At 51.8% G+C, this 22885-nt stretch carries 24 protein-coding genes; 20 read left to right on the top strand and 4 right to left on the bottom strand.

The genetic code is table 11. The annotated features are described in order from the left end of the window. The first annotated feature begins 123 nt into the window (after window positions 1-123). From rfbA to J9253_RS03995, 17 genes are all read left to right on the top strand, one after another. The gene (gene rfbA, locus J9253_RS04075) at window positions 124-1008 is read left to right on the top strand and encodes a glucose-1-phosphate thymidylyltransferase RfbA (RefSeq protein ID WP_028487883.1); all 885 of its coding nucleotides are present in this window, start codon (window positions 124-126) and stop codon (window positions 1006-1008) included. Further along, on the top strand, window positions 1005-1553 hold the full coding sequence (rfbC, locus tag J9253_RS04070) for a dTDP-4-dehydrorhamnose 3,5-epimerase (RefSeq protein WP_210223419.1): 549 nt from the start codon (window positions 1005-1007) through the stop codon (window positions 1551-1553). Before rfbA ends, rfbC begins: the two co-directional genes overlap by 4 nt. Further along, complete coding sequence (gene rfbD, locus J9253_RS04065; protein ID WP_210223418.1) at window positions 1550-2425, top strand: dTDP-4-dehydrorhamnose reductase; 876 nt, start codon at window positions 1550-1552, stop codon at window positions 2423-2425. Before rfbC ends, rfbD begins: the two co-directional genes overlap by 4 nt. Beyond that, the gene (gene rfbB, locus J9253_RS04060; RefSeq protein WP_210223417.1) at window positions 2422-3492 is read left to right on the top strand and encodes a dTDP-glucose 4,6-dehydratase; all 1071 of its coding nucleotides are present in this window, start codon (window positions 2422-2424) and stop codon (window positions 3490-3492) included. The genes rfbD and rfbB overlap by 4 nt, the downstream gene beginning before the upstream one ends. Continuing rightward, on the top strand, window positions 3492-4448 hold the full coding sequence (locus J9253_RS04055) for a class I SAM-dependent methyltransferase (RefSeq protein ID WP_210223416.1): 957 nt from the start codon (window positions 3492-3494) through the stop codon (window positions 4446-4448). The genes rfbB and J9253_RS04055 overlap by 1 nt, the downstream gene beginning before the upstream one ends. Further along, window positions 4445-4915, top strand: a complete 471-nt coding sequence (locus tag J9253_RS04050) for a glycosyltransferase family protein (RefSeq protein WP_210223415.1) — start codon at window positions 4445-4447, stop codon at window positions 4913-4915. Before J9253_RS04055 ends, J9253_RS04050 begins: the two co-directional genes overlap by 4 nt. After that, window positions 4912-5385 carry a glycosyltransferase gene (locus J9253_RS04045; protein WP_210223414.1) on the top strand — a complete coding sequence of 158 codons (474 nt, stop codon included), beginning with the start codon at window positions 4912-4914 and terminating at the stop codon, window positions 5383-5385. The genes J9253_RS04050 and J9253_RS04045 overlap by 4 nt, the downstream gene beginning before the upstream one ends. Further along, on the top strand, window positions 5382-6665 hold the full coding sequence (locus J9253_RS04040; RefSeq protein WP_210223413.1) for an oligosaccharide flippase family protein: 1284 nt from the start codon (window positions 5382-5384) through the stop codon (window positions 6663-6665). The genes J9253_RS04045 and J9253_RS04040 overlap by 4 nt, the downstream gene beginning before the upstream one ends. 8 nt (window positions 6666-6673) lie before the next feature. Then, window positions 6674-7984, top strand: a complete 1311-nt coding sequence (locus J9253_RS04035) for a hypothetical protein (RefSeq protein WP_210223412.1) — start codon at window positions 6674-6676, stop codon at window positions 7982-7984. Beyond that, complete coding sequence (locus J9253_RS04030) at window positions 7981-8439, top strand: DapH/DapD/GlmU-related protein (protein ID WP_051542646.1); 459 nt, start codon at window positions 7981-7983, stop codon at window positions 8437-8439. Before J9253_RS04035 ends, J9253_RS04030 begins: the two co-directional genes overlap by 4 nt. Before the next feature lie 2 nt (window positions 8440-8441). Further along, window positions 8442-9368, top strand: coding sequence for a glycosyltransferase family 2 protein (locus J9253_RS04025; protein ID WP_210224531.1), 927 nt, complete (start codon window positions 8442-8444; stop codon window positions 9366-9368). Further along, window positions 9368-10195 carry a glycosyltransferase gene (locus J9253_RS04020; protein ID WP_210223411.1) on the top strand — a complete coding sequence of 276 codons (828 nt, stop codon included), beginning with the start codon at window positions 9368-9370 and terminating at the stop codon, window positions 10193-10195. The genes J9253_RS04025 and J9253_RS04020 overlap by 1 nt, the downstream gene beginning before the upstream one ends. A 327-nt stretch (window positions 10196-10522) precedes the next feature. Next, a complete protein-coding gene (locus J9253_RS04015; RefSeq protein ID WP_210223410.1) occupies window positions 10523-11923 on the top strand; it encodes an undecaprenyl-phosphate glucose phosphotransferase in 1401 nt (466 codons plus the stop codon). 15 nt (window positions 11924-11938) lie between these two features. Continuing rightward, entirely contained in the window at window positions 11939-13027 is a 1089-nt protein-coding gene (locus tag J9253_RS04010; protein WP_210223409.1) for an acyltransferase family protein, read from the top strand. Between the two features lie 54 nt (window positions 13028-13081). Continuing rightward, window positions 13082-15271, top strand: coding sequence for a GumC family protein (locus tag J9253_RS04005; RefSeq protein ID WP_210223408.1), 2190 nt, complete (start codon window positions 13082-13084; stop codon window positions 15269-15271). Between the two features lie 64 nt (window positions 15272-15335). Then, window positions 15336-15794 carry a CopD family protein gene (locus J9253_RS04000; RefSeq protein ID WP_210223407.1) on the top strand — a complete coding sequence of 153 codons (459 nt, stop codon included), beginning with the start codon at window positions 15336-15338 and terminating at the stop codon, window positions 15792-15794. Further along, window positions 15791-16285: a hypothetical protein gene (locus J9253_RS03995; protein ID WP_210223406.1), complete on the top strand. Its 495-nt coding sequence runs from the start codon at window positions 15791-15793 to the stop codon at window positions 16283-16285. Before J9253_RS04000 ends, J9253_RS03995 begins: the two co-directional genes overlap by 4 nt. On the opposite strand, the gene J9253_RS03990 is transcribed toward J9253_RS03995, so the two are convergent. Genes J9253_RS03990 through ilvB form a run of 4 tightly spaced genes read right to left on the bottom strand, consistent with a single transcriptional unit; the run spans window position 16260 to window position 20287 of the window. Then, window positions 16260-17021: a heparan-alpha-glucosaminide N-acetyltransferase gene (locus J9253_RS03990; protein ID WP_210223405.1), complete on the bottom strand. Its 762-nt coding sequence runs from the start codon at window positions 17019-17021 to the stop codon at window positions 16260-16262. The two genes, J9253_RS03995 and J9253_RS03990, sit on opposite strands and share 26 nt — an antisense overlap. Window positions 17022-17028: 7 nt before the next feature. Further along, window positions 17029-18039: a ketol-acid reductoisomerase gene (gene ilvC, locus J9253_RS03985; protein ID WP_028487867.1), complete on the bottom strand. Its 1011-nt coding sequence runs from the start codon at window positions 18037-18039 to the stop codon at window positions 17029-17031. A gap of 44 nt (window positions 18040-18083) precedes the next feature. Continuing rightward, complete coding sequence (gene ilvN, locus J9253_RS03980; protein ID WP_210223404.1) at window positions 18084-18578, bottom strand: acetolactate synthase small subunit; 495 nt, start codon at window positions 18576-18578, stop codon at window positions 18084-18086. A gap of 8 nt (window positions 18579-18586) precedes the next feature. After that, window positions 18587-20287, bottom strand: a complete 1701-nt coding sequence (ilvB, locus tag J9253_RS03975; protein WP_210223403.1) for a biosynthetic-type acetolactate synthase large subunit — start codon at window positions 20285-20287, stop codon at window positions 18587-18589. A 410-nt stretch (window positions 20288-20697) separates the two neighbouring features. On the opposite strand from ilvB, the gene J9253_RS03970 reads away from it, so the two are divergent. The 3 genes from J9253_RS03970 to J9253_RS03960 are packed head-to-tail and all read left to right on the top strand — an operon-like array spanning window position 20698 to window position 22860. After that, window positions 20698-22053, top strand: a complete 1356-nt coding sequence (locus tag J9253_RS03970; protein ID WP_210223402.1) for a tyrosine-type recombinase/integrase — start codon at window positions 20698-20700, stop codon at window positions 22051-22053. A gap of 34 nt (window positions 22054-22087) precedes the next feature. Further along, on the top strand, window positions 22088-22363 hold the full coding sequence (locus J9253_RS03965; RefSeq protein WP_210223401.1) for a type II toxin-antitoxin system TacA family antitoxin: 276 nt from the start codon (window positions 22088-22090) through the stop codon (window positions 22361-22363). Continuing rightward, window positions 22360-22860 (top strand): GNAT family N-acetyltransferase, encoded by a 501-nt coding sequence (locus J9253_RS03960; RefSeq protein WP_210223400.1) that lies wholly within the window; start codon window positions 22360-22362, stop codon window positions 22858-22860. The genes J9253_RS03965 and J9253_RS03960 overlap by 4 nt, the downstream gene beginning before the upstream one ends. Window positions 22861-22885: the final 25 nt, after the last annotated feature.

The raw sequence follows: 22885 nt of genomic DNA, 5'->3' as shown, positions 1-22885 counted from the left end.
CTCCTCTCAACGGTGTTTTTGGCAAACATGAGTGTATCCGATTACCGGAATTAGCTGAAATTTCTGTGGATTTGTCTACAATTGGCGACTTTATCGCAAGCTACACGGGTTCACACAGCACTCATGCAAGACGACAACACCAAGCGCAAAGGCATTATCCTCGCGGGCGGCAGCGGCACACGCCTCTACCCACTGACCCGCGCCGTCAGCAAGCAATTGATGCCGGTCTATGACAAGCCGATGATTTATTACCCGCTAACGGTGCTGATGCTCGCCGGTATTCGCGACATCCTGATTATTACCACCCCGGAAGATTCTGCGCAATTCCAGCACCTACTGGGCGATGGCGCACAATGGGGGCTAAACATTGAATATGCGGTGCAGCCCTCCCCGGATGGTTTAGCCCAAGCCTTCATCATTGGTGAGCAATTCCTCGGCAACTCCCCCGCCACGCTGATTTTGGGTGACAATATCTACTACGGCGAAGGGTTATCCAGCCGTTTACAAAGCGTTGCCCAACAAACCTCTGGCGCTACGGTATTTGCTTACTACGTCAAAGACCCCGAACGCTATGGCGTCGCTGAATTCGATGCGTATGGCAAAGCCCTGAGCATCGAGGAAAAACCGGAAAAACCCCGTTCTAACTACGCGGTAACAGGTCTGTATTTCTACGATAATCAAATTGTGGATGTGGCGCGTGAAGTCCGCCCCTCCCCGCGTGGCGAGCTGGAAATTACCACCGTCAACCAGATGTATCTGGAACGTGGGCAATTGCAGGTAGAAATGCTCAAACGCGGCACGGCGTGGCTGGATACGGGCACGCACGCTTCCTTGCTGGATGCCTCCAACTACATCCGCGTCATTGAAGAGCGCCAAGGGCTGAAAATCGCCTGCCCAGAAGAAGTCGCCTGGCGCATGGGTTATATCGGTGACGAACAATTGCTGACACTCGCGGAACCCTTGAAAAAAAGCGGTTACGGCCTGTACCTCACGGAATTACTGAAATGAAGATTATCCCCACCCATATCCCAGATGTGCTGATCCTCGAACCACAAGTATTTGGCGATGCACGCGGCTTTTTCATGGAAACCTGGAATGCCAAAACCTTTGCCGACGCGGGGCTAAACCTGAATTTTGTGCAGGACAACCACAGCCGTTCCCGCCAAGGCACCCTGCGCGGGATGCATTACCAAATCAAACACCCGCAAGGCAAACTGGTGCGCGTGACCAGCGGCAAGGTGTTCGATGTGGCGGTAGACTTGCGCCAATCCTCCCCAACCTTCGGGCAATGGGCAGGCGCGGAATTGTCAGATGAAGACCACCGCATGTTATGGGTTCCACCCGGTTTTGCGCACGGCTTCTACGTCATGAGCGAATCGGCAGATTTCCTCTACAAATGCACTGACCTTTACGCCCCCGAATACGACCGTAGCTTGCACTGGAATGATCCCAGCATTGGCATCGAATGGCCGCTGGTCAATGGCGCAGCACCCACCATTTCCGCCAAAGATGAAGCGGGCAAAAACTGGCAAGAGGCGGACAAATTCGCATGAAAATACTCTTAACTGGCGCAAACGGGCAACTGGGTTCAGAACTGCAAGCCACCTGCCCCACCGCTATTACCCTGATCCCGACTGACTACCACACGCTGGATATTACCCAGCCACAACCAATCGCTGCCGCACTGGCGCAACATCAGCCGGATGTCATCATCAATGCCGCCGCCTATACCGCCGTGGACAAGGCCGAAAGCGACGTGGAACGCGCTTACGCCATCAACCACTTGGCTGCCGAAACCTTGGCGCGTGAAAGTGCCCAACGCGGGATTTACCTGCTACAGGTTTCCACCGATTTCGTGTTTGATGGGCTGCAATCCACCCCCTACTTGCCGGAAGCCAACGCCAAACCACTCGGTGTCTACGGTGCTAGCAAACTGGCAGGCGAACAGGCCGTACAAGCCCTTTGCCCCAGTGCTGCCATTGTGCGTACTTCTTGGTTGTATTCGGCTTACGGCAATAATTTCGTCAAAACCATGCTGCGCCTGATGGCAGAACGCGATTCCCTCGGCGTGGTCGCCGACCAGATCGGCACACCGACATGGACAGGTACACTGGCGAGCACTCTTTGGTCATTCGTCGCCCAACAGCCGCAGGGCATCTTCCATTGCGCCGATAACGGCGTGGCAAGCTGGTACGATTTCGCCGCTGCCATTCAGGAAGAGGCATTGGCGCTGGGGTTACTGAGCAAAGCCATCCCCATCAAGCCGCTGCGTAGCGACGAATACCCGACACCAGCGCGTCGCCCGGCCTTCAGCGTCATGGACAGACGCGCAACTGAACAGCAACTGGGCTACACTCTACCGCATTGGCGGGTTAGCCTGCGCCAGATGCTTACTGAATTGAAACAACAAAGCGTAACAGCATGACAACGACATATACCCCCCACAAGCTGCTCGTCACGGGCGGTGCTGGCTTTATCGGCACAAACTTCGTCCACTACTGGTTGCAACAGTACCCTGATACCCGGCTGGTAGTATTGGATGCGCTCACCTACGCAGGCCGTTACGAAAACCTGCAACCGCTGGAAGGCCAAGCCAATTTCCGTTTTGTGCACGGCGACATCCTCGACCAGCCCTTAGTGGAGCAATTGCTACGGGAAGAAAACATCGACACCATCGTGCATTTCGCGGCCGAATCCCACGTTGATCGCTCAATTTACGGCCCAGATGCCTTCCTAAAAACCAATATCGACGGCACACACAGTTTGCTGAAAGCGGCGAAAACCGTCTGGCTGGATGAGAAGCCGGGGTTTGTACACCGTTTCCACCATGTTTCCACCGATGAAGTGTATGGCACGCTGTCAGCGACTGATCCGGCTTTCACCGAAATCACACCGTATGCACCGAATTCACCGTATGCGGCGAGCAAAGCAGCTTCTGACCATGTGGTGCGGGCGTATCAGCACACTTACGGTTTGCAGACCACCACCAGCAATTGTTCCAACAATTACGGCCCGTATCAGTACCCGGAAAAGCTGATCCCGTTGGCGATTTCCAAGCTGCTGCAAGGCCAGCCTGTGCCGATTTATGGCGATGGGCAGCAAATCCGCGACTGGCTGTACGTGGATGACCATAACCGGGGCATTGACCTGATTATCCGCAGCGGACGCATTGGCGAAACCTACAATATCGGCGGCAATAACGAGCAAGCCAACCTGAGCCTGATCCACGAACTGTGTGCCCTGCTGGATGCACGTTTCCCGGATTCGCCACAAGTGCCACACAATCAGCACATCATCTACGTGGCTGACCGACCGGGGCATGACCGCCGTTATGCCATCGACAACCGCAAGATTTGCAGCGAGTTGGGCTACGAACCGGCTGAAACCTTCCAGTCAGGTTTGGCAAAAACGCTGGATTGGTATCTGGCGCACCCGGCTTTCTGGCAGGATGGCACGATCAAGCTGTTCGGTACTCACGAGGGCAATGCCTGATGCAGTGCCGTATCTGTGGTAGTGAAGGCGAACACCGCAGCTATGTCGCCAAAGAAATGATGCTGGGGCTGCGGGATGAGCACCACTACTTCCAGTGCGCGGATTGTGATTGCCTGCAAATCGAAAAGATTCCTGCCAATATCGCTGATTATTACCCGGAAAATTATTATTCCTACAGCGATGCCAGCAAAGCAGGCAACCCCTTAAAGCAAACCATGACGCGGTTGCGCGATACGTATGAAGTGACTGGCACCAACCTGCTGGGGCGTGTCATGCACCTCTTGATGCCCAATGCCAAACTGGCGACTTTACGCCCGGTCAAGCTGGCGCGGGATGCTCGCATTCTCGACGTAGGCTGTGGTGCAGGCCACTTGTTGCACTCCCTGCGTGAACTAGGCTTTCAGAACCTGCTCGGTATCGACCCTTTCAATCAGGCAGACATTGCTTACCCGAATGGCCTGCGCATCGAGAAACGCGATATTTTCAGCGAACAGGGGCAGTGGGATCTGGTGATGTTTCACCATTCCTTTGAGCACTTGCCTAACCAGCGTACCAATCTGGGGCAGGCGTTCAATATCCTGAAACCGGGTGGGGTCGCGCTGGTGCGTATTCCTACCGTGTCGTCTTATGTGTGGCAGGAATACGGGGTGAATTGGGTGCAACTGGATGCGCCGCGCCATTTGTATCTGCATTCGGTCAAGAGTATGCAGGCACTGGCGGAACAGGCCGGTTTCATTACCGAACAAGTGGTGTATGACTCTAACGCCCTGCAATTTTGGGGCAGCAAGCAGTATGAGCAGGATATTCCGCTGCGTGACCCGCGTTCGTGGGCAGAGTCGCCGGACAATTCTTTGTTTACTGCTAAACAGATACATGAATTCGAGCAGCGGGCGCGGGAATTGAATGCGATCAATCAGGGGGATCAGGCAGCATTTTATTTGAGGAAGCCTGCGTGAGTGATACGCCTAAGCTACCCAAGTTACTGGCGATTTCGTCGCCGGGTGGGCATTGGATTCAGTTAACCCGGCTGAGTGCAGAACTGGAAGCGCGTTACCAAGTGGTTTACGCCATGCCTGCCGCCCTGTTCACTGAGCGTAACCGAAGTGAACGCAAGGTGTATTCGGTGATGGATGTGAGTGCTGATGATAAATGGCGCTTGATTCCTTGTGCCTTACAGGTGCTGTATATCCTCTTGAAGGAACGTCCCAAAGCCATCCTCTCAACCGGCGCGGCACCGGGTGCAGTAGCGATTTGGCTGGGCAGTTTTCTGGGTATCCGCACCATTTGGGTGGATAGCATTGCTAATGTGAAACAGATTTCCCGTGCGGGCAAACTCGCCAAAAAACGCGCTGACGTTTTCCTGACGCAATGGGAACATTTGAGCAATGGTCAAGACATCCTCTTCAAAGGGGCTGTGTTGTGATTTTCGTCGCTGTCGGTACACAGTTTGCGTTTGATCGCCTGATCCGCTACGTGGATGAATGGGCAACACAACACGCAGTCGCGGGCATTGCCCAGATAGCGGGTGGCGAATACTTGCCGCAACACCTGCAATGGGAACGCTTCATGACCACGGCAATCTTCAACCAGCATTTGCAGGCGGCTGAACTGATCATTTCGCACGCGGGCATGGGTAATATCATTACGGCGCTGGAAAGCCGTAAACCCATCATTGTCATGAACCGCCAACACGCGCTGGGCGAACACCGCAACGATCACCAACTCGACGGTCTGGCCTGGATGGGCAAACTGCCCGGCGTGTATACCGCCACCACCCAAGCCGAACTGGTGGCACTGCTGGAACGGCGGCATGAATTGCAGGCAGCACCCTTGGCGGCAGATTCCCGACGGCAAGCGCTGGTGGATTTTATTGATCAAGCCATCCGCACATGAATCTAAAAAACCCATCCCTGCTACTCACCAGCGTATTGTCGACCATCGCCCGATTTGCGGGTGTCGGCTTAAATTTCGCCGTGGCTATCGTGTTGACCCGCACTTTGTCGATGGCTGAAGCAGGCATGGTGTTTATGCTGATGACGCTGGTCACGGGCGTTTCCCTGTTCAGCCGCTTGGGTGTGGAACAATGGCTGGTGCGCGATGTGGCGCGGATTCAGGACACTGAAACCGCTCAGCAAGGCGTACATCTGCGCGATGCCTACCGCATGGTGTTGATCAGCAGTGGTATTTTCATGCTGGGTTGGTTGCTACTTGCACCGCTATCACGGCATTGGCTGTTTGATGATGCTATCCAGATACTGCCCTTGATGCTGGCGGGTAGTGGCATTTTATTCTTCAATTTGGTGATGTTGAATTCATCATTCCTGAAAGCGATCCGCCATACTTCCGAATCGATTCTGGTGCAGAACTCGCTGCCTGCGGTGGCTTATATGCTGCTGATTGTGCTGTTCTGGTGGGGATTCCGGGAAAACCAGCATTATTTGCTGCTGTATGTGGCTTCGCTGGTACTGGCGGGGTTGGCTTCGTTTTACTGGGTGCGCCCGTGGTGGCGAAGCTTGCACCCGGCAGCGGCAACACAGTTCAGCATTAAACAGGTATTGCAACAGTCCTTGCCACTTGCGCCGGTGTCGTTCTTTTCGTTTTTGATGTTGTGGGCGGATACCTTGCTCACGGGCTTGCTGCTATCGAATGAGCATGTGGCCTTGTTTACAGTGGCGGCACGCTTGTCGTTTGTCAGCCTGTTTTTCTTGGGGGCGCTGGATGCCACTATTTACCCGCGTTTGCTGCGCATCCACCAACATCAGCCGGAACAATTGAGGCGGTTTTTTTGGCAAGCAACTGGGCTGGTGACAGGTATTCTGGGTGGTGTCACCCTGTTGCTGTTATTGCTGAGTGATACCTTGCTGGCAGTTTTCAAACCGGAATACGTGCAGGCTGGGGCAACGCTGGCGATTCTGTTGGTGGCGCAATGGGTGCGGGCAATGAGCTTGACCTTCTCCTTCCTATTCATTATTCAGAAACAGGTGCGTTATTTGAATATCATGCTGGGGGCTGCGTTAGTGGTGAACATTATGGCCAATCTGGTGTTGATTCCACTCTACGGTACCGAGGGAGCCGCTGGCGCAACACTCATTGCCAACCTCGTATTGACGGGTGGCGTAATGCTGCTTTTCTTCAAAAAGCGCCTGCTGGATACGCATGAAGGGCTAGAATAGGACGTATCATGCTAAGAATTATTGCCTTCCTGTTTATTGTGTCGATGTTTATCCCGCTGGAATTTTACGTCATGCTGGGGTCAATACGGCTTGAAGCCTACCGCGTGGTACTAGCGCTGGCTTTACTGTACGCCCTGTTCAATTTCCGGCAAGCCTTACAGCAAGCGGATGTCGTCGATGTGTTATTGATGGCGCTAACGGGCTTGGTGTTTGCGAGTTTCTGGCATAATCACGGTCTTCAGAAGGCTATCGAATCGACCGGTATTTTCGCCATCGAAACCCTTGGGGCGTTTTATCTGGCTCGGTTATTTATTACCACGCCCCAACGCTTTTACTGGGTAAACCAGACCTTCATTACTGTGCTGGCTTTGCTGACCGTGGTGACGTTTTATGAAGCCTTTACCCAACACCGTATCCTGCATGAAATCGCGGAAAAAATAACCGGACATCAGGCGCTAGACCCACGTTTATACACACATTATTACATCCGCAATGGCATCATGCGGGCTACCAGCCTGTTTGCCCACCCTATTTTGTATGGCACATTGATGGCCTTGTTTTTCCCGTTTGCTATCCTGTTGGTCTTGCGTTACCGCACCACCGGGCATGTGTTGAAACTGGGTTCGATAACAGCCTCCATGATCCTAACCCTGTCATCAGCGCCGCTGCTCGCGATTATTTTTCAGGGCTTTACCGCGATTTTGGTGAAGTTCTGGCAAAACGCCCGACAATTCTGGTTGTCGATGTTCTTTGGTGGCCTCGCGACAGCTTTGCTGATTGAAGCATTTTCCAACCGGGGATTTTTCGGCATCCTGATTTCTTACCTGACCTTTAACCCGAATACGGGCTACTTCCGCATTTTGCAGTGGGAATACACTGCGGATGATATTAGCGATAACTTGATTATGGGAATTGCCCACCACGACTGGACGCGCCCCTACTGGATGGAGTGGATGGGTAACAGTATCGACAGTTTCTGGCTATTACTGATCCTGCAACACGGCCTGTTTGCTTTGATTTTGTTACTGCTGGCTTGCTTGTATACGGTTTTTAATACCTTGAACCTTGCGTATCGGCATGGCGACCAACACCGCTGGATGGTAGCTGCGTGGATCATGTCGTTCATGTCGCTGATTTTGATTGGTTTTACCGTGGATTATTTCGGTAAGTTACAACCACTCTTTTTCTTCATGCTGGGCGCTATCGGTTGGGCAAAATACTATCCTTTATGGAACCGTCAGGCAGAAGAATTGGCAATGGCGGGGCACTCCGTCGATACTGACACACCTGCAAACAGTGACAACGGCAATAAAACATGAGATTACGTTTCGTCAACCAAAGAGTGTTCATGTGGCTGGTCGGATTCCGCGACGGCCTGTTATGGCTGCGCACTTGGTATTTCCGCACGGTGTACGGCATGAATATCGCGCCGGATGTGCGCATTTCCTTCAAGGCACGCCTGGACAAAACCAACCCGCGTTGTGTTGAAATTGGTGAGAAAACTTACATTGCGTTTGATGCCATCATTCTGGCGCATGACTACGCTACCCGGCGGCATGGTGGACAATTCGATCAAAAAACACACATTGGTGCTAACTGCTTTATCGGTTGTGGTGCTATAATTTTGCCCGGCGTCAGTATCGGTGATCAAGTGATTGTGGGTGCAGGTAGTGTCGTCACCAAAGACGTACCCGCGCAGTCGATTGTGGCGGGAAATCCGGCAAAAGTGGTGCGATCCGGCATCCAGACCATTGCTTACGGGAGACTGGCTTGAATATGACAACGCCGGAAGTCAGCGTCATTCTGGTTTCCTACAACACGTCCAGCTATATTCGGCGGGCGCTGGAATCCTTGTTCCGCGAAACCCAATTGACTTCAATCGAGGTCATTGTGGTGGATAATGCGTCCAGCGATGACTCGGTTGCCATGATTCGCCAGTTTTTCCCGCAGGTGACACTGATCGAATCCGGGGCAAATCTGGGGTTTGCCGGTGGCGTACAACTAGGTGTGAAACAGGCAATAGGCCAATACCTACTGCTGCTCAATCCCGATACGGTCATCATTAATGCGGCTGTTGACCGTTTGCTGCATTTCGCCAAACTCCACCCGGCTAACGGTATCTGGAGTGGTGTCACCCTCAACAATGACATGAGCCTGAATACCCAACATGCTTGGAGCAAACCCACACTTCATGGCCTGCTTTACAGCGCCTTGGGTTTGAGCAAATTGTTCAGCAAAACCTGTGTGTTCAATAACGCCAATTACGGCTGCTGGAAGCGGGATACCGTCAAGGAAGTCGATATTGTGTCCGGCTGCTTTTTCCTGACCACCCGCGAACTGTGGGATAAGCTGGGCGGGCTGGACGCCAGCTTTTTCATGTATGCCGAAGAAGCGGATTATTGCTTACGCGCCAAAGCACTGGGGTATCAACCCATTGTCACCCCGGATGCCCGCATCATTCATCACGGTGGTGTCAGTCATAGCCATTTTTCCGGCAAGCAAATCAAATTATTGAAAGGCAAGGTGGAGCTGGTCAACCGCCACGTAACGGCGTGGCAACGCCCTGCTTACAAAGCCTTGCTGTACTTGTATGTGCTGAACAAGTTTGCCTTGCACACCTTGTTCAAACCCCGTTCCGCGCAACGCCGTGAATGGCAAATCATTTTCGCGCAACGTGCTGACTGGTTGCAGGGGTATCGTTAATGGCCAGCGTGATTGTGCCTGCACACAATGAGGCGAGCGTCATCCGCCGCTGTCTGGATAGCCTGCACGGACAAGCCGGGCTAGATACCCTGATCGTCGCCTGCAATGGCTGCACCGACAATACGGCGGAGATTGTGCGCAAGGAATACCCCAATGCCATCTGTTTGGATATTGTCACCCCATCCAAAGTCAATGCATTAAATGAAGCAGAAAAGTGGGTGACGACGTGGCCTGTCTTTTATATTGATGCTGATACACGCCTGTCAGACAATGCTATTCAGACCATCATGCAAGCTTTGGAGAGCAACCCGACTCTGTTGCTGGTAGCCCCCGAACCCGTTATTGATACCTCCCAGTCATCTTGGTTAGTACGGCAGTATTACCGGACATGGTTGCAACTGCCTTACATCCGCGATGGCGTGGTAGCAACCTGTAGTTACGTGATCACCCAAACAGGGCGGGAACGCTTTACGGAATTTCCAGCCATTATTAACGACGATGGCTTTGTACGATGCCAGTTTGAACGTCAGGAACGCGGCAATATCAGCGGTGCAGAAATTTTTATTACTGCTCCACAAGACCTGCATTCCCTGATTAAAATCAAGACCCGCGCACGTCTGGGCAATATGCAGCTAGCCGCTGCCAACCTCTGCACCAAAGCGGACAAAAAACCTTATTCCAGTATTTTACTCAACAAACTGATGAGCCGGGAATTTGTGCCAGCACTGGCCTACTTGTCCATTGCAAGTTTCATCCGCTGGCGGGCTGCGCGGCAGTACCACAACCTGCGAACCTATACGTGGGAAAAAGACCAGTCTTCACGCTAAAATCTGCCACTTCAAGAGAATACCGAATGCGCAACACAAAACACCGCTTGTATTTTTTTTACGACAAAACTGGTCAAGATACGCTATATTAAGAGCAGTTTCTGGGAGCCTGAGTGTTTCAAGGCTACGCAGTAACACCAAAGAACTGTTGGTATAACAAATGGATAATAGCCATATGCCGTTTGTTATCTTGCTTGTTGCCAAAAGCATAGCGTGTTGTTTTCATGCATCACACTACCCTTAACCCGCTTACGCAACAAGTTTACATATTGACAACAAACTCCATGATGGTTTCTGGTGCAGCCATCGTCAGAGGATAACGGTTGAATGGAAAATTTGAAGGTGGACAAGAAAATCAGCTCTGAACTGATCTACCGTAGCGTAGATACGCTCATTATTTTGGGCATCCTGATTCTCGCCTCCCTGCATTCCAGTGACTACAACATTCAGGGTTACCTGATTGTAGGTTTGGGCGCATCCCTCTTGTTTGGTTTAGTAGGCCGCTTCACAGACATTTACACTTCATGGAGCGGGCGTCCGTTTTTACGCGATGAGGTCATCCGTATCATTGTGACCTGGTTAGTGACGTTTTTGTTCCTCATCTTTATCATTTTTGCGGTAAAAACCTCTGAAGAGTTTTCGCGCTTCGTCTTGATTAGCTGGTTGTTCATCACACCCCTACTACTGATTTCCAGCCGCTATGTCCTGCGTAGCCTGCAAGCCTCTCTCAAACGCATCGGTATCAATAACCATAACATTGCCATTGCTGGCATCACCGAACAGGGCTTGCGCTTTGCTGACATAATCAATAGCCAACCTGATTCAGGGTTCCAAATTGCCGGTTTTTACAGTCTGGAAGAGGACACTGACATCATTGAGCTACCCCGGCAATACGCCCACATCGGCAATGCCCAAGCCATGATGGAAGCAGCCCGCACCGGCGAATGGGATCAAATCTACCTTGCACCCTCATCAGGACAGTCAGCAGCGTCGATGCGCCTGATCAACGAGCTGGCTGATACCATCACGCCCATACGCCTGATCCCCGATAACTTCACCAATTCACTGCTGCACAGTCGCTACATGGAAATTGCTGAAACGCCTATTTTACGTATTTACGATGCCCCCCTATCGGCTCAACGCGCTTTTATCAAACGCGTGGAAGACATCTTTCTGGGTATCCTGTTATTGTTACTGGTAGCCCCACTGATGCTGGGAATTGCCATCGCCATCAAACTGACGTCACGTGGCCCCATTCTCTTCAAACAAACCCGCCACGGCCTACGGGGTGAAAAATTTCAGGTACTGAAATTTCGCACCATGACCGTATGTGAAAATGACGGCAACATCAAACAGGCTACCCGTAACGATTGCCGCATCACCCCGGTAGGCGCATTCCTGCGTAAAAGCTCACTGGACGAACTGCCCCAGTTTTTCAATGTCCTGCAAGGCCACATGTCGATTGTCGGCCCACGCCCCCACGCTGTGGCCCACAATGAAGAATACCGTCAACTGATCCCCGGCTATATGCGCCGCCACTTGATGAAACCCGGTATCACCGGCTGGGCACAAGTGAATGGCTGGCGCGGCGAAACCGATACCTTGTTCAAAATGGAAAAGCGGGTAGAACTGGATATGGAATACATCCGTAGCTGGAGCCTGACGCTGGATCTCAGAATCATTCTGGTCACTGCCTTCAAAACCTTGTACGACAAAAATGCTTACTAAGGTAATAGCAAGCCTGTGAGAATCGAGCAGCTTACCTTTACCCGCTATATTGCCGCGTTAACGGTTGTTTTTTTCCACTACGGGGCAACAGTCTTCCCTGCCAACCTGCCGTGGCTCAACCCGATCATGACCGCAGGCCCGATTGCCGTCAGTTACTTTTACGTGCTGTCCGGTTTCATCATGGCAATTGCTTATTACCGTGCTGGGGAACAACAACGCCCCTTCGATACCCGGCGTTACTGGTGGGCGCGGGTCGCCCGCATTTACCCGGTATACCTGCTGGCGTTGTTACTGATGATCCTCGCCAAATACCACAGCACAGGTAGCGAACCGCTTACCGTTGCCCTCAGCCTGAGCATGTTACAGGCGTGGATACCCGGCTACCCCCTCACCCTGAATGCACCCGGCTGGTCACTGTCGGTCGAAGCCTTTTTTTACCTGTGCTTCCCGCTATTAATCCTGCTGGTAAAACGTCACCACCTGACACACCTCAGCATTGCCGCCGCTGGCTTATGGGTCGTGACGCAAACAGGGCATACGCTGCTGCTCAATTCCGAGTATTACACCCCGCGTGGACTGCTGCACGATATGATTTATTACAATCCCTTAATGCATCTCAATACTTTCCTCATCGGGTTTATCGCAGGGGCATGGTTGCAGGAAGGCAAACTGCAACGCCTGGCTAGCCCAAATTTGAATACGCTGGCTTTGCTGAGTGTTGCGCTGCTCGCCATGGCATTATTGGTAGTGCGCCAGCCCCTGATGACGCACAGCGGTATCCAGTTTGACTACACCAATGGTCTGATTGCCCCCTTGTTTCTGCTGTTCATCGTCTTATTGGCGTTGAATACCGGGAAAATCAGCGCCTTGTTGCAGCATCCGTGGCTGGTGCTGCTCGGTGAGGCCAGTTTTTCATTGTATATCCTGCAAAAACCCTTGCATGGCATCTATGAAAAGCTGATGCCCGCCAGCATAGACCCGGCAGGTATGCTGCATTTCTACCTATTTGTCATCTTATTGACCCTAAGCGCCGTGTTTTCCTATTGGTTTTTTGAAACGCCACTACGACGCTTCATCAACAACTTTGTTAACCGCGCCCCATAAGAGTTGCTACAATCGGGCGCTAAACTTTAATCTGGCCTACAGACTATTCATACCATGCAAAACGACAAACAGAATAATAGCCATCCGGCTCAGCGCAGCCCCGCCTATGTAGCTGACTCATTGAAAGTGGCAGATACACTCGATTTACGCGGATTCGGACGCACCCTGTTCCGGCGCAGGCGCATGATCTTGTTGGTCACCGGCATCATCCTGCTGCTGGCACTGCTCATCACCTTGTTTAGCAAGCCCGTTTACCGTGCCACCGCGACTCTGCAAATTGAGCGTGAATCGACCAATGTGGTCGGCATAGACTTCCTCGGTGCTGGTGACATCCGCGACACCCGCGACTTTTACCAAACCCAGTTCGAGTTGATACGCAGTCGGGCATTGGCAACACGAGTCATCAATGAGCTAAAACTGGAACAAAAACTTTCCAGCACATCGCTACTGGGTCAGCTCAAAGCATGGTTTAGCAGCGCCGATGAGGATAGTCGGCAAACCGCCCTCGAAGACTTGCTGCTGGAAAACCTCACCGTCGAACCTGTCAAAAATTCTCGTCTGGTTGCGGTCAGTTACACCTCCTCCACCCCCGAACAAGCGGCTGAAATTGCCAATGCAGTCGTCGGCACATTCAAAGACATGAATACCGACCGACGTCTGTCAGCCACCACGGATGCACAGGCCTACCTGAATAAAACCGTGCAGGAGACCAAAACCCGTCTGGATGAATCCGAACAACGCCTAAATCAGTATGCCCGCGACCACGAAATTTTCCAGCTTGATGGCCAAGACTCCACCACTTCCTCACTCGCACTCAAACAGCTATCTGAAGAACTCATCAAAGTCCAGAAGCAACGCATTGAGCAGGAAAGTAAGTACGAAATTCTAACCGATACAAAACGCCCGCTAACAGACCGTACCGGGGTACTGGAAAAGGACGCGCCCTATCTACAAGCTTTGGGACAAAAGCTTGACACTCTCAAAGCTCAACAAGAAAAGCAACCGAGCGCCACTATCACCGCACAAATCAAAAAGCTCGAAAATGATATTGAAATCGAGGTATCCGCCAAACGTGACTCCTTGAAAGGTGAATTTGAAACGGCCAAACGCAAGGAGTCTCTGATCCGTGAAGGCATTGCCAAAGCCAAAACCGAGGCCATGCAAGAGCAGGATACCGCCATTGCCCACAGCACCCTCAAGCGGGAAGTTGCCACCAATCAGGAACTCTACCAAAACCTTCAGCAGCGTTTGAAAGAGGTCAATATTGCCGGTGGTGTGGCTGCCAATAACATCGCTATCATCGACCCGGCGCAAACCCCGCTCAAAAAATTCAAACCCAACCTTTCCACCAACCTGTTGTTTGGTACTTTGCTGGGTTTGCTCTTGGGTGTATCGGCAGCCTTCATGCGCGAATTTCTGGACGATACCGTCAAGGACATCAACGAACTGGAACGCAGCACCCGCTTGCCTGTCCTCGGTGTCATGGCCGACACAACAGATGCGACTGCCAGTCAATTAGCCACGATCACCATCAGCAAACCGCGCTCTGCCATTGCCGAAGCCTTCCGCTCGCTGCGCACCGCCTTGCGCTTCCTGCATGAAGACGGCAATACCCCGGTTATTTTCGTCACCAGTGCCAGCCCCAATGAAGGCAAAACCACCACCGCCAGTAACCTTGCCTGCGCCTATGCCTCGGCTGGCAACCGGGTATTGCTGATAGATGCGGATTTGCGTAACCCATCGTTGCATAAAACATTAGGGGCGCACGCCTCCAACGGCTTAGCCAATTACCTTTCCGGGGCAATGGGTAGCCGTGAACTGATCCAGAACACTGATATTTCCAACCTGTACCTGCTTCCGGCCGGTAATCTGCCGGATGACCCTGCCGAACTGCTGTCTTCACCCCACATGCAAGCCTTGCTGGAAGGTGCCAGACGTGACTTTGACCAGATTATCCTTGATGGCCCACCCGTGCTGGGTCTAGCGGATGCATTGATACTGGCATCGCTATCTTCTGCCACTCTGTTAACGGTACGCGCAGAACATACTCGCATGGTCATGCTGGAAAATGCCCTAACCCGCTTACGGCGCTCACAAGCACCACTGGCAGGCATTTTGCTCAACCGAGTAGACCTGAATAACGGGTATGGCGATGATTACGGCGGCTATGTGTATCAAGCTGAAACCCACACAAGCCAGCCCAGCACGGCGAGCAAACTCATCGCCGCACTGAAAAAACTGTAATTACCACTGGGCACAGGTAACATGGCACGATTAGATCGTATTTGAATCATTAGGAGCACCATCAGTGTCAATCGCACTCGCTTTACACGTTTTAGCTATCGTCATCTGGGTTGGCGGTATGTTTTTCGCCTACACCGTTTTACGCCCTGTTGCTGCTAGCGTCCTGGAACCACCACAGCGCCTGACCGTGTGGGCGGGTGTCTTCGGGCGTTTTTTCCCGTGGGTATGGGCATCCATTATTATTGTTCTGGCGTCAGGTTACTGGATGCTGCTGGGCCCATTCGGTGGTTTTGCCAATGCGCCGGTTTTTGTCCACATCATGAACGGGCTGGGGCTTATCATGATGCTGATTTTCATGCACGTTTATTTCGCCCCGTACCAAAAGCTGCGCAAAGCAGTGGATGACCAGCGCTGGCCTGATGGCGGCAAAGCACTGGCACAAATCCGGGTATTGGTGGGCATTAACACGCTTATCGGCCTCCTCACCATTGTGATCGCTGCGGGCGGTAAGTACCTCCTGTGAGTGAAGTATTGCGTTTACGGGATGTCGGGGCGGAATCACTTACCGCCCTGCTCTCACGTTACGGCCTGCAACTGGAAAGTGTACCAGATTCTCAGCCTATTCCCGGCAGTTACTGGCATGAAGACGAAGCAGGCATTATCGGCTTGAGCGTATTTGTGCGGCAGGACACGCCGCTGCATTCCATCTTGCATGAAAGTTGCCACATCATCTGTATGGATCAAGAACGCCGCGCCGTCTTGCACACAGATGCTTGCGGCGAATACAGCGAAGAGGATGCGGTTTGTTACCTGCAAATTTTACTGGCAGATTTCGTCGAAGGATTTGGACACGAACGGGCATGGCAAGATATGGATGCCTGGGGTTACACCTTCCGCCTCGGCTCGGCGCAACGCTGGTTTGAAGAAGATGCGGAAGATGCCCGCGCATGGCTAGTGCAGCACGGCTTGCTCACACCGAACGGGGAAATCAGCTTCCAGTTACGTCAGGTATAACATTCGACAGCGCCCAGAATACCGCCATCAACAAAGGCTGGTGTAACAAGTAAACAGCAAGGCTGTGTTTGCCTAGCCACAACAAACCCCGCACAACAGGCCAACGCGGTAACGGACGGTGGCACACCAAACAATCCTCTACATAACGCCCGACAGAAACCCCCAGCAACAAAATCCCAAACCACGGTAACAACGGCGCATAATCTTTCGTATCCGCCACTACGTCTCCCAAGCCTACCCATTGCCAACCCGCTGCATTGAAAAAAGGGTCGGTAAACCACCAAGGCAACGCCAAAAACCAGACACCCAGCAGTACATTCCACCCACCAAGGCGCAAGAATGGCACAGCCAACAAACTGGCAAGCACCATAAAATGCAGGATGCCGAAAAATATCCAGCTCGTGGGAAATAGCCAATAACTGCCCGCACTCACCAACGCAGCACTGGCAAGCAACAGCGCTTCACGCTGCCAAAAACGTGGCCATTTCAGAGCCTTGCGGCTGGCCAATGCCAGACTTACCCCGGCAACACCCACAAACAAGGTCATGATGACTTTCTGGAAAGCAGGCCAGAAATCACTGTGCAATAAATCGAGTGGGAGAATAGTGAAGTAATTCAGGTCATACGCACTGTGGAAGACCATCATCAGCAGAACAGCCAAGCCGCGCAGGGCATCAGGCCAATCAAGGCGGGAAACCTCCCCCCCCACGGGAGAGGAAGGCTTTGAAAGCAACAAGCGAAGCTTAGTTCTTAGACTTGTCCACGATCTTTTGGATCCAAGGCATCATGGAACGCAGTTGGCCGCCCGTGACTTCGATCGGGTGTGCCGCATTGTTACGACGGTAAGCCGTCATGGATGGGTAGTTGGAAGCACCTTCCAGAATGAAGTTCTTGGCGTATTCACCGTTCTGAATATCTTTCAGGGCTTGGCGCATCGCTGCACGAGATTGCTCATTGATGACTTTAGGGCCCGTCACGTACTCGCCATACTCCGCATTGTTGGAGATAGAGTAGTTCATGTTGGCAATGCCGCCTTCGTACATCAGGTCAACGATCAGCTTCAGCTCGTGCAAGCACTCGAAGTACGCCATTTCTGGTGCGTAACCTGCTTCAGTCAGGGTTTCAAAGCCCATTTTGACCAGCTCAACCGCACCACCACACAGAACAGCCTGCTCGCCGAACAGGTCGGTTTCGGTTTCGTCCTTGAACGTGGTTTCGATGATACCCGTGCGGCCACCGCCGATAGCAGAGGCATAAGACAACGCTACCGCTTTAGCATTGCCAGAAGCATCTTGCTGGATAGCGATCAGGTCAGGGATACCGCCGCCTTTGACAAACTCGGAACGTACTGTGTGACCCGGTGCTTTGGGCGCAACCATGATCACATCCAAGTCAGCGCGTGGCACAACCTGGTTGTAATGAATCGCAAAACCGTGCGCAAACGCCAGCGTTGCGCCTTGCTTCAGGTTTGGCTGGATTTCATCACGGTACAACTGGCTTTGGAACTCGTCCGGGGTCAGGATCATGATCACATCAGCCGCTGCTACTGCTTCAGCAACAGGTGCGACTTTCAGGCCAGCATTCTGTGCCTTGGCAACAGAAGGAGAATTGCTACGCAGACCAACCGTAACGTCCACGCCAGAATCTTTCAGGTTGCAAGCATGGGCGTGCCCCTGTGAACCGTAACCAATGATGGCTACTTTCTTGCCGCGAATGATGGAAAGATCAGCGTCTTTATCGTAATAAATGTTCAGTGCCATAAAGCCTTTTACCTTAAAGTCCAAAATATCATAGTCAATTAAACGTGCAGGGATGCTTCACCGCGTGCGATGCCCATACTGCCGGAACGTACCACTTCAATAATGCGGTACTCTTTTAATGCATTCACAAACGCATCCAGTTTGCTGCGTTCGCCAGTCAATTCAATGGTGTAGGTCTTGTCGCTCACATCAACGATGTTGCCACGGAAAATGTCAGACAGACGTTTGACCGCTTCACAGGCCGCGATTTTATCAACACCGACTTTGACTAACATCATTTCGCGCTCAATGTGCGAATACTGGGCGAGATCCATAACCTTCACCACGTCAATCAACTTATTGAGTTGTTTGACGATCTGTTCCACGATTTCTTCACTGCCGCGCGTCACCAGCGTCAGGCGTGAAAGGGTTGCATCATCCGTGGGTGCAACCGTCAAGGACTCAATATTGTAGCCACGTGCCGAGAATAACCCGGCTACACGCGACAACGCACCCGCTTCATTCTCCATCAGGATGGAAATTACATGCCGCATTTTGTCACCTATACCAGAATCATTTCATTTTGGCCTGCACCGGCAGGGATCATCGGGAATACGTTATTTTCCCGCTCGGTGATGAAGTCCATAAAGACCAAGCGGTCTTTCATGGCCAAGGCTTCTTTCAGTGCACCTTCAACATCACCCGGCTTTTCGATACGCATACCAACGTGACCATAAGCTTCCGCCAACTTGACGAAATCAGGCAGGGCTTCCATATAGGACATGGCGTAACGCTTCTGGTAGAAGAATTCCTGCCACTGACGCACCATCCCGAGGTAGCCATTGTTCAAGGAAATGACCTTGATCGGCATGTGGTACTGCAAGCACGTTGCCAATTCCTGAATACACATCTGGATACTGCCATCGCCCGTGATACACGCCACGGTTTCTTCTGGGAATGCCATTTGCACGCCCATTGCCGCTGGTAAACCAAAGCCCATCGTGCCCAAGCCACCGGAGTTAATCCAACGGTTCGGCTGGCTGAATTTGTAGTATTGCGCCGCCCACATCTGGTGCTGACCAACGTCAGAGGTGATGTATGCGTCACCGTTAGTGGCTTCCCACAATTTTTCGACTACAAATTGCGCTTTGATCGCGGCATTCATGTCCTGATTATATTTCAGGCAATCCATGCCCCGCCATTCCTCAATCTTCTTCCACCAGTCAGCCAGCGCGGCAGCATCGGGGCGTTCATTGCGGCTGCGGTATTCTTCCAGCATATCAACGATGACGTTTTTGACATCGCCGACGATAGGCACATCAACCTTCACGTTCTTGGAAATCGACGCAGGGTCAATATCAACGTGAATGATCTTCGCATGTGGGCAGAATTTTTCGATATTGCCCGTTACACGGTCATCGAAACGCGCACCAATGGCAATCACCAAATCGGCATTGTGCATGGCATGGTTGGCTTCATACGTACCATGCATCCCTAACATGCCGATGAACTGCCGATCCATTGACGGATAACCGCCCAGACCCATCAAGGTATTGGTGATCGGAAAACCTAACTCCTTGGTCAGCTCGGTCAATTGATGTGCAGCCCCTGACAACACCACGCCACCACCGGTATACAGTATTGGGCGTTTCGACTCCAACATCAGATCAATAGCGCGGCGTACTTGACGCTTGTTACCCTTGACCGTCGGGTTGTAGGAACGCATGGTAATTTCAGCGGGGTAATGGAACTCGCAACGCGCTGTAGTGATGTCCTTGGGAATATCCACCAGAACCGGGCCAGGACGACCTGTGCTAGCGATATAGAAGGCTTTCTTGATGGTCGTGGCTAATTCATTAACGTCAGTGACCAAGAAGTTGTGTTTGACACACGGGCGAGTAATGCCCACGATGTCTACTTCCTGAAAAGCATCATTCCCAATCAGATGGCGTGGCACTTGCCCGGTGAAAACCACCAATGGCACAGAGTCCATGTACGCATCTGCAATACCTGTCACAGCGTTAGTCGCACCGGGGCCCGATGTTACCAGCGCCACACCAGGCTTATTGGTTGCTTTGGCATAACCTTCGGCTGCGTGTACAGCCCCTTGCTCATGTCTTACCAGAATATGGTTGATGTTGTCCTGCTGTTTGTACAGTTCATCGTACAAAAACAAGACAGCTCCACCAGGGTAACCGAAGATGGTATCAACACCTTCTTCCTTAAGACACTCGACGAATATCTCGGCACCAGTCAGTTCCACAGTAAACTCCGTAAATCGCTAATGGCGAAGGAAAAGACTCGCATCATAATACGAATGCATGAGGGATTACACCCCAAAAAGCGTGCGAGTATTGATTTTTTCAGAACGAAAACAGGGGATACAAAAAAGCCACGTTAGGTAACGTGGCTTTTTATATTTGGTGGTACACCTAGATTCGAACTAGGGACCCCATCATTATGAGTGATGTGGGATGACTAAATCAATGACTTACATTGAACAGGAATGAACAAGCCAAGTCACACGACAATAAGGGCTAGAGCGTGTTGTGTCATTTTAGCGTGTCCAATAATGCACAATACACACCAATCCTAGCCAGCAAATCGCGTGACTAAGCGCGTGACTAAGAACTAGAATGATGTGAATTAGTCACGAAACGGCGGTTTAGTCACATGGCATTCACTATCAAATTGCTCGATTCACTCACTCCACAAGCAAAACCCTATCGGAAATTTGAAGGCAAGCAGCGGGCGGGCTTTGGGGTGCAAGTATCATCCGGTGGCAAAATCACCTTCATTTATCTGTACCGTGAACCGATAGACAAAAAGCAGCGTGTGATGACTTTGGGCAGCTATTACGGCGTAGATCGTGACGGACAAGCTAAGAACGGCGGTCTATCCCTGAAAGAAGCCTATTCTGCGTATGCTGATGCAAAGCGCATCCACGAAGAGGGCAGAGACCCGCAAATAATCCGTGATGAAAAGCTGGTGCAAGAAAACGCGGCTCGACGTGCCGAACTCGACCGGCTTAAGCGTGAATCTTCTATGGGCAATATTCAGCAATTGCTCAATGCCTATGTTGCCGATATGAAGTTGCAGGGTAAGCGCTCTTGGTTCGATGTAGAGCAATGCCTAAACAGCAACGTCTATTCCGCCATTCCAGCCACCACCAAAGCGAAAGACGTTTTACCGACTGACATTAGGGCGGTATTGGCGGCAATCATCAAGCGCGAAAAAATGACGATGGCAAACAAAGTACGGGCATACCTAAGCGCGGCGTTTGCTTTCGGTATCGAATGGGATAACGACGCTAAACGGCATTTTGAGGCGTTACGCTTTGGTATCAGCACAAACCCCGTGCGCGATGTGCCGAAGCCTGACAAACGCACTCACGCACGGGATAGGGCATTATCCGGTGAAGAGGTGAAACACCTTTGGGATTTGCTTGATGATTGCGGCTTGCATCCCAAAACAGAGGTAGCAATACGGCTACTGTTTGCTTTGGGCGGTCAACGTGTTGAGGAAATATTAGGGCTTCATGCTGATGATGTGGATATGCAAAATCAATACGTGACCTTGTTGGATACGAAGAATGGAAGCACTCACCTTGTGCCGTTTGGGGAAGTTGCCATTCCTCTGTTGCAAGAGCGCTTGTGTGATACCAGCACCAGCGGCGCATTGTTTGGCAAAATCAAAGGCAATGCCAGTGAGGATATGGGCTATCACACCCTTAGTCGGGCAATTAATCGCATTTGCAAGCGCACGGGAATGAATCCGTTTGTGCCCAAAGATATTCGACGCACCGTCAAAACGCTCATGGGTGAGGCGGGTATCAGCAAAGAAGATCGTGACCGCTTTCAAAATCACGCACTAACCGACGTATCCACCAAACACTATGACCGCTATTCGTACCTTGCCGAAAAACGGCGCACTAGCGCGGTATGGGATGCGTATTTGCAAAACATCCTTGCAGGCTCACCAGAGATCAATGTTTTGCCATTTCGTGCAACCGTCAAAACAACGCGCTAGACTGTACGGTATTAATCCGTATGAGGAAAAGAACATGCAAGTTGAAACCATAGAGCGGTTTGACATCCGCTTACCTTCCAGCACTAAAAACATGCTGGCAAAAGCCGCAGAAATCAACGGCAGTACGCTAACAGCCTTGGTGCTAGGTGCTGCAATGGACAAAGCGCGTGAAATCCTGCAAGCGCATCAGCTTTTCACCCTGAATGCCCAAGACTGGCAAGCATTCATGGATACCCTAGAGAATCCACCAGAACCTAATGAGGCATTGCGGAAAGCATGGATTGACTACCACGATGCGGGGCTTGAATGAGAATAGAGGCATTCGACGCGACACAGCATGACCGCAAGGAATTTGAATCAGGCAATGCAAAGCTCGATGAATACCTACAGCGCCACCTATCGCAAGGGGTAAAAAAGGGCATTGTGCAAGCCTATGTTGCTGTTGACGATAACGGCAAAGTATTGGGCTATTACACGCTATCGGCTGCACACATCCTGCATGATGATTTTCCAGAAAGTGTTGCAAAGAAGTTGCCCCGTTATCCCGTTCCGGCTGCATTACTGGGCAGAATGGCGACTGATTTGAAAGCGCGGCAATCAGGGCTGCATATCGGCTCAAAGTTGCTGATTCATGCCATGAAACAAACCTTGAAAGCAGGAAGTACCCTAGGCGTGGCGTGTATTGTGGTGGATGCGAAACCCGAAGCCGTTGGATTTTATCGACGGTTTGAATTCTTGCCACTCAAACAGGAAGACGGATTACGCCTGTACTTATCCGTGGACACCATCAGGAAAATGCAGCGTTGACTACTCCCCACGGCTAAAGCCGGGG

Origin of the sequence: Thiothrix litoralis (genome assembly GCF_017901135.1) — a bacterium.
Classification (GTDB): Bacteria; Pseudomonadota; Gammaproteobacteria; order Thiotrichales; family Thiotrichaceae; genus Thiothrix; species Thiothrix litoralis.
This window is presented reverse-complemented; position numbering and strand designations above follow the sequence as displayed.

Coding starts and splice junctions, on each gene's coding strand:
- J9253_RS03960 (WP_210223400.1), top strand. CDS start 22,360: ATGAGAATAGAGGCATTCGACGCGACACAGCATGACCGCAAGGAATTT.
- ilvN (WP_210223404.1), bottom strand. CDS start 18,578: ATGCGGCATGTAATTTCCATCCTGATGGAGAATGAAGCGGGTGCGTTG.
- rfbA (WP_028487883.1), top strand. CDS start 124: ATGCAAGACGACAACACCAAGCGCAAAGGCATTATCCTCGCGGGCGGC.
- J9253_RS03970 (WP_210223402.1), top strand. CDS start 20,698: ATGGCATTCACTATCAAATTGCTCGATTCACTCACTCCACAAGCAAAA.
- rfbB (WP_210223417.1), top strand. CDS start 2,422: ATGACAACGACATATACCCCCCACAAGCTGCTCGTCACGGGCGGTGCT.
- J9253_RS04040 (WP_210223413.1), top strand. CDS start 5,382: ATGAATCTAAAAAACCCATCCCTGCTACTCACCAGCGTATTGTCGACC.
- J9253_RS04015 (WP_210223410.1), top strand. CDS start 10,523: ATGGAAAATTTGAAGGTGGACAAGAAAATCAGCTCTGAACTGATCTAC.
- J9253_RS04030 (WP_051542646.1), top strand. CDS start 7,981: ATGAGATTACGTTTCGTCAACCAAAGAGTGTTCATGTGGCTGGTCGGA.
- J9253_RS04025 (WP_210224531.1), top strand. CDS start 8,442: ATGACAACGCCGGAAGTCAGCGTCATTCTGGTTTCCTACAACACGTCC.
- J9253_RS04035 (WP_210223412.1), top strand. CDS start 6,674: ATGCTAAGAATTATTGCCTTCCTGTTTATTGTGTCGATGTTTATCCCG.
- J9253_RS04055 (WP_210223416.1), top strand. CDS start 3,492: ATGCAGTGCCGTATCTGTGGTAGTGAAGGCGAACACCGCAGCTATGTC.
- J9253_RS04005 (WP_210223408.1), top strand. CDS start 13,082: ATGCAAAACGACAAACAGAATAATAGCCATCCGGCTCAGCGCAGCCCC.
- rfbC (WP_210223419.1), top strand. CDS start 1,005: ATGAAGATTATCCCCACCCATATCCCAGATGTGCTGATCCTCGAACCA.
- J9253_RS03965 (WP_210223401.1), top strand. CDS start 22,088: ATGCAAGTTGAAACCATAGAGCGGTTTGACATCCGCTTACCTTCCAGC.
- rfbD (WP_210223418.1), top strand. CDS start 1,550: ATGAAAATACTCTTAACTGGCGCAAACGGGCAACTGGGTTCAGAACTG.
- J9253_RS04020 (WP_210223411.1), top strand. CDS start 9,368: ATGGCCAGCGTGATTGTGCCTGCACACAATGAGGCGAGCGTCATCCGC.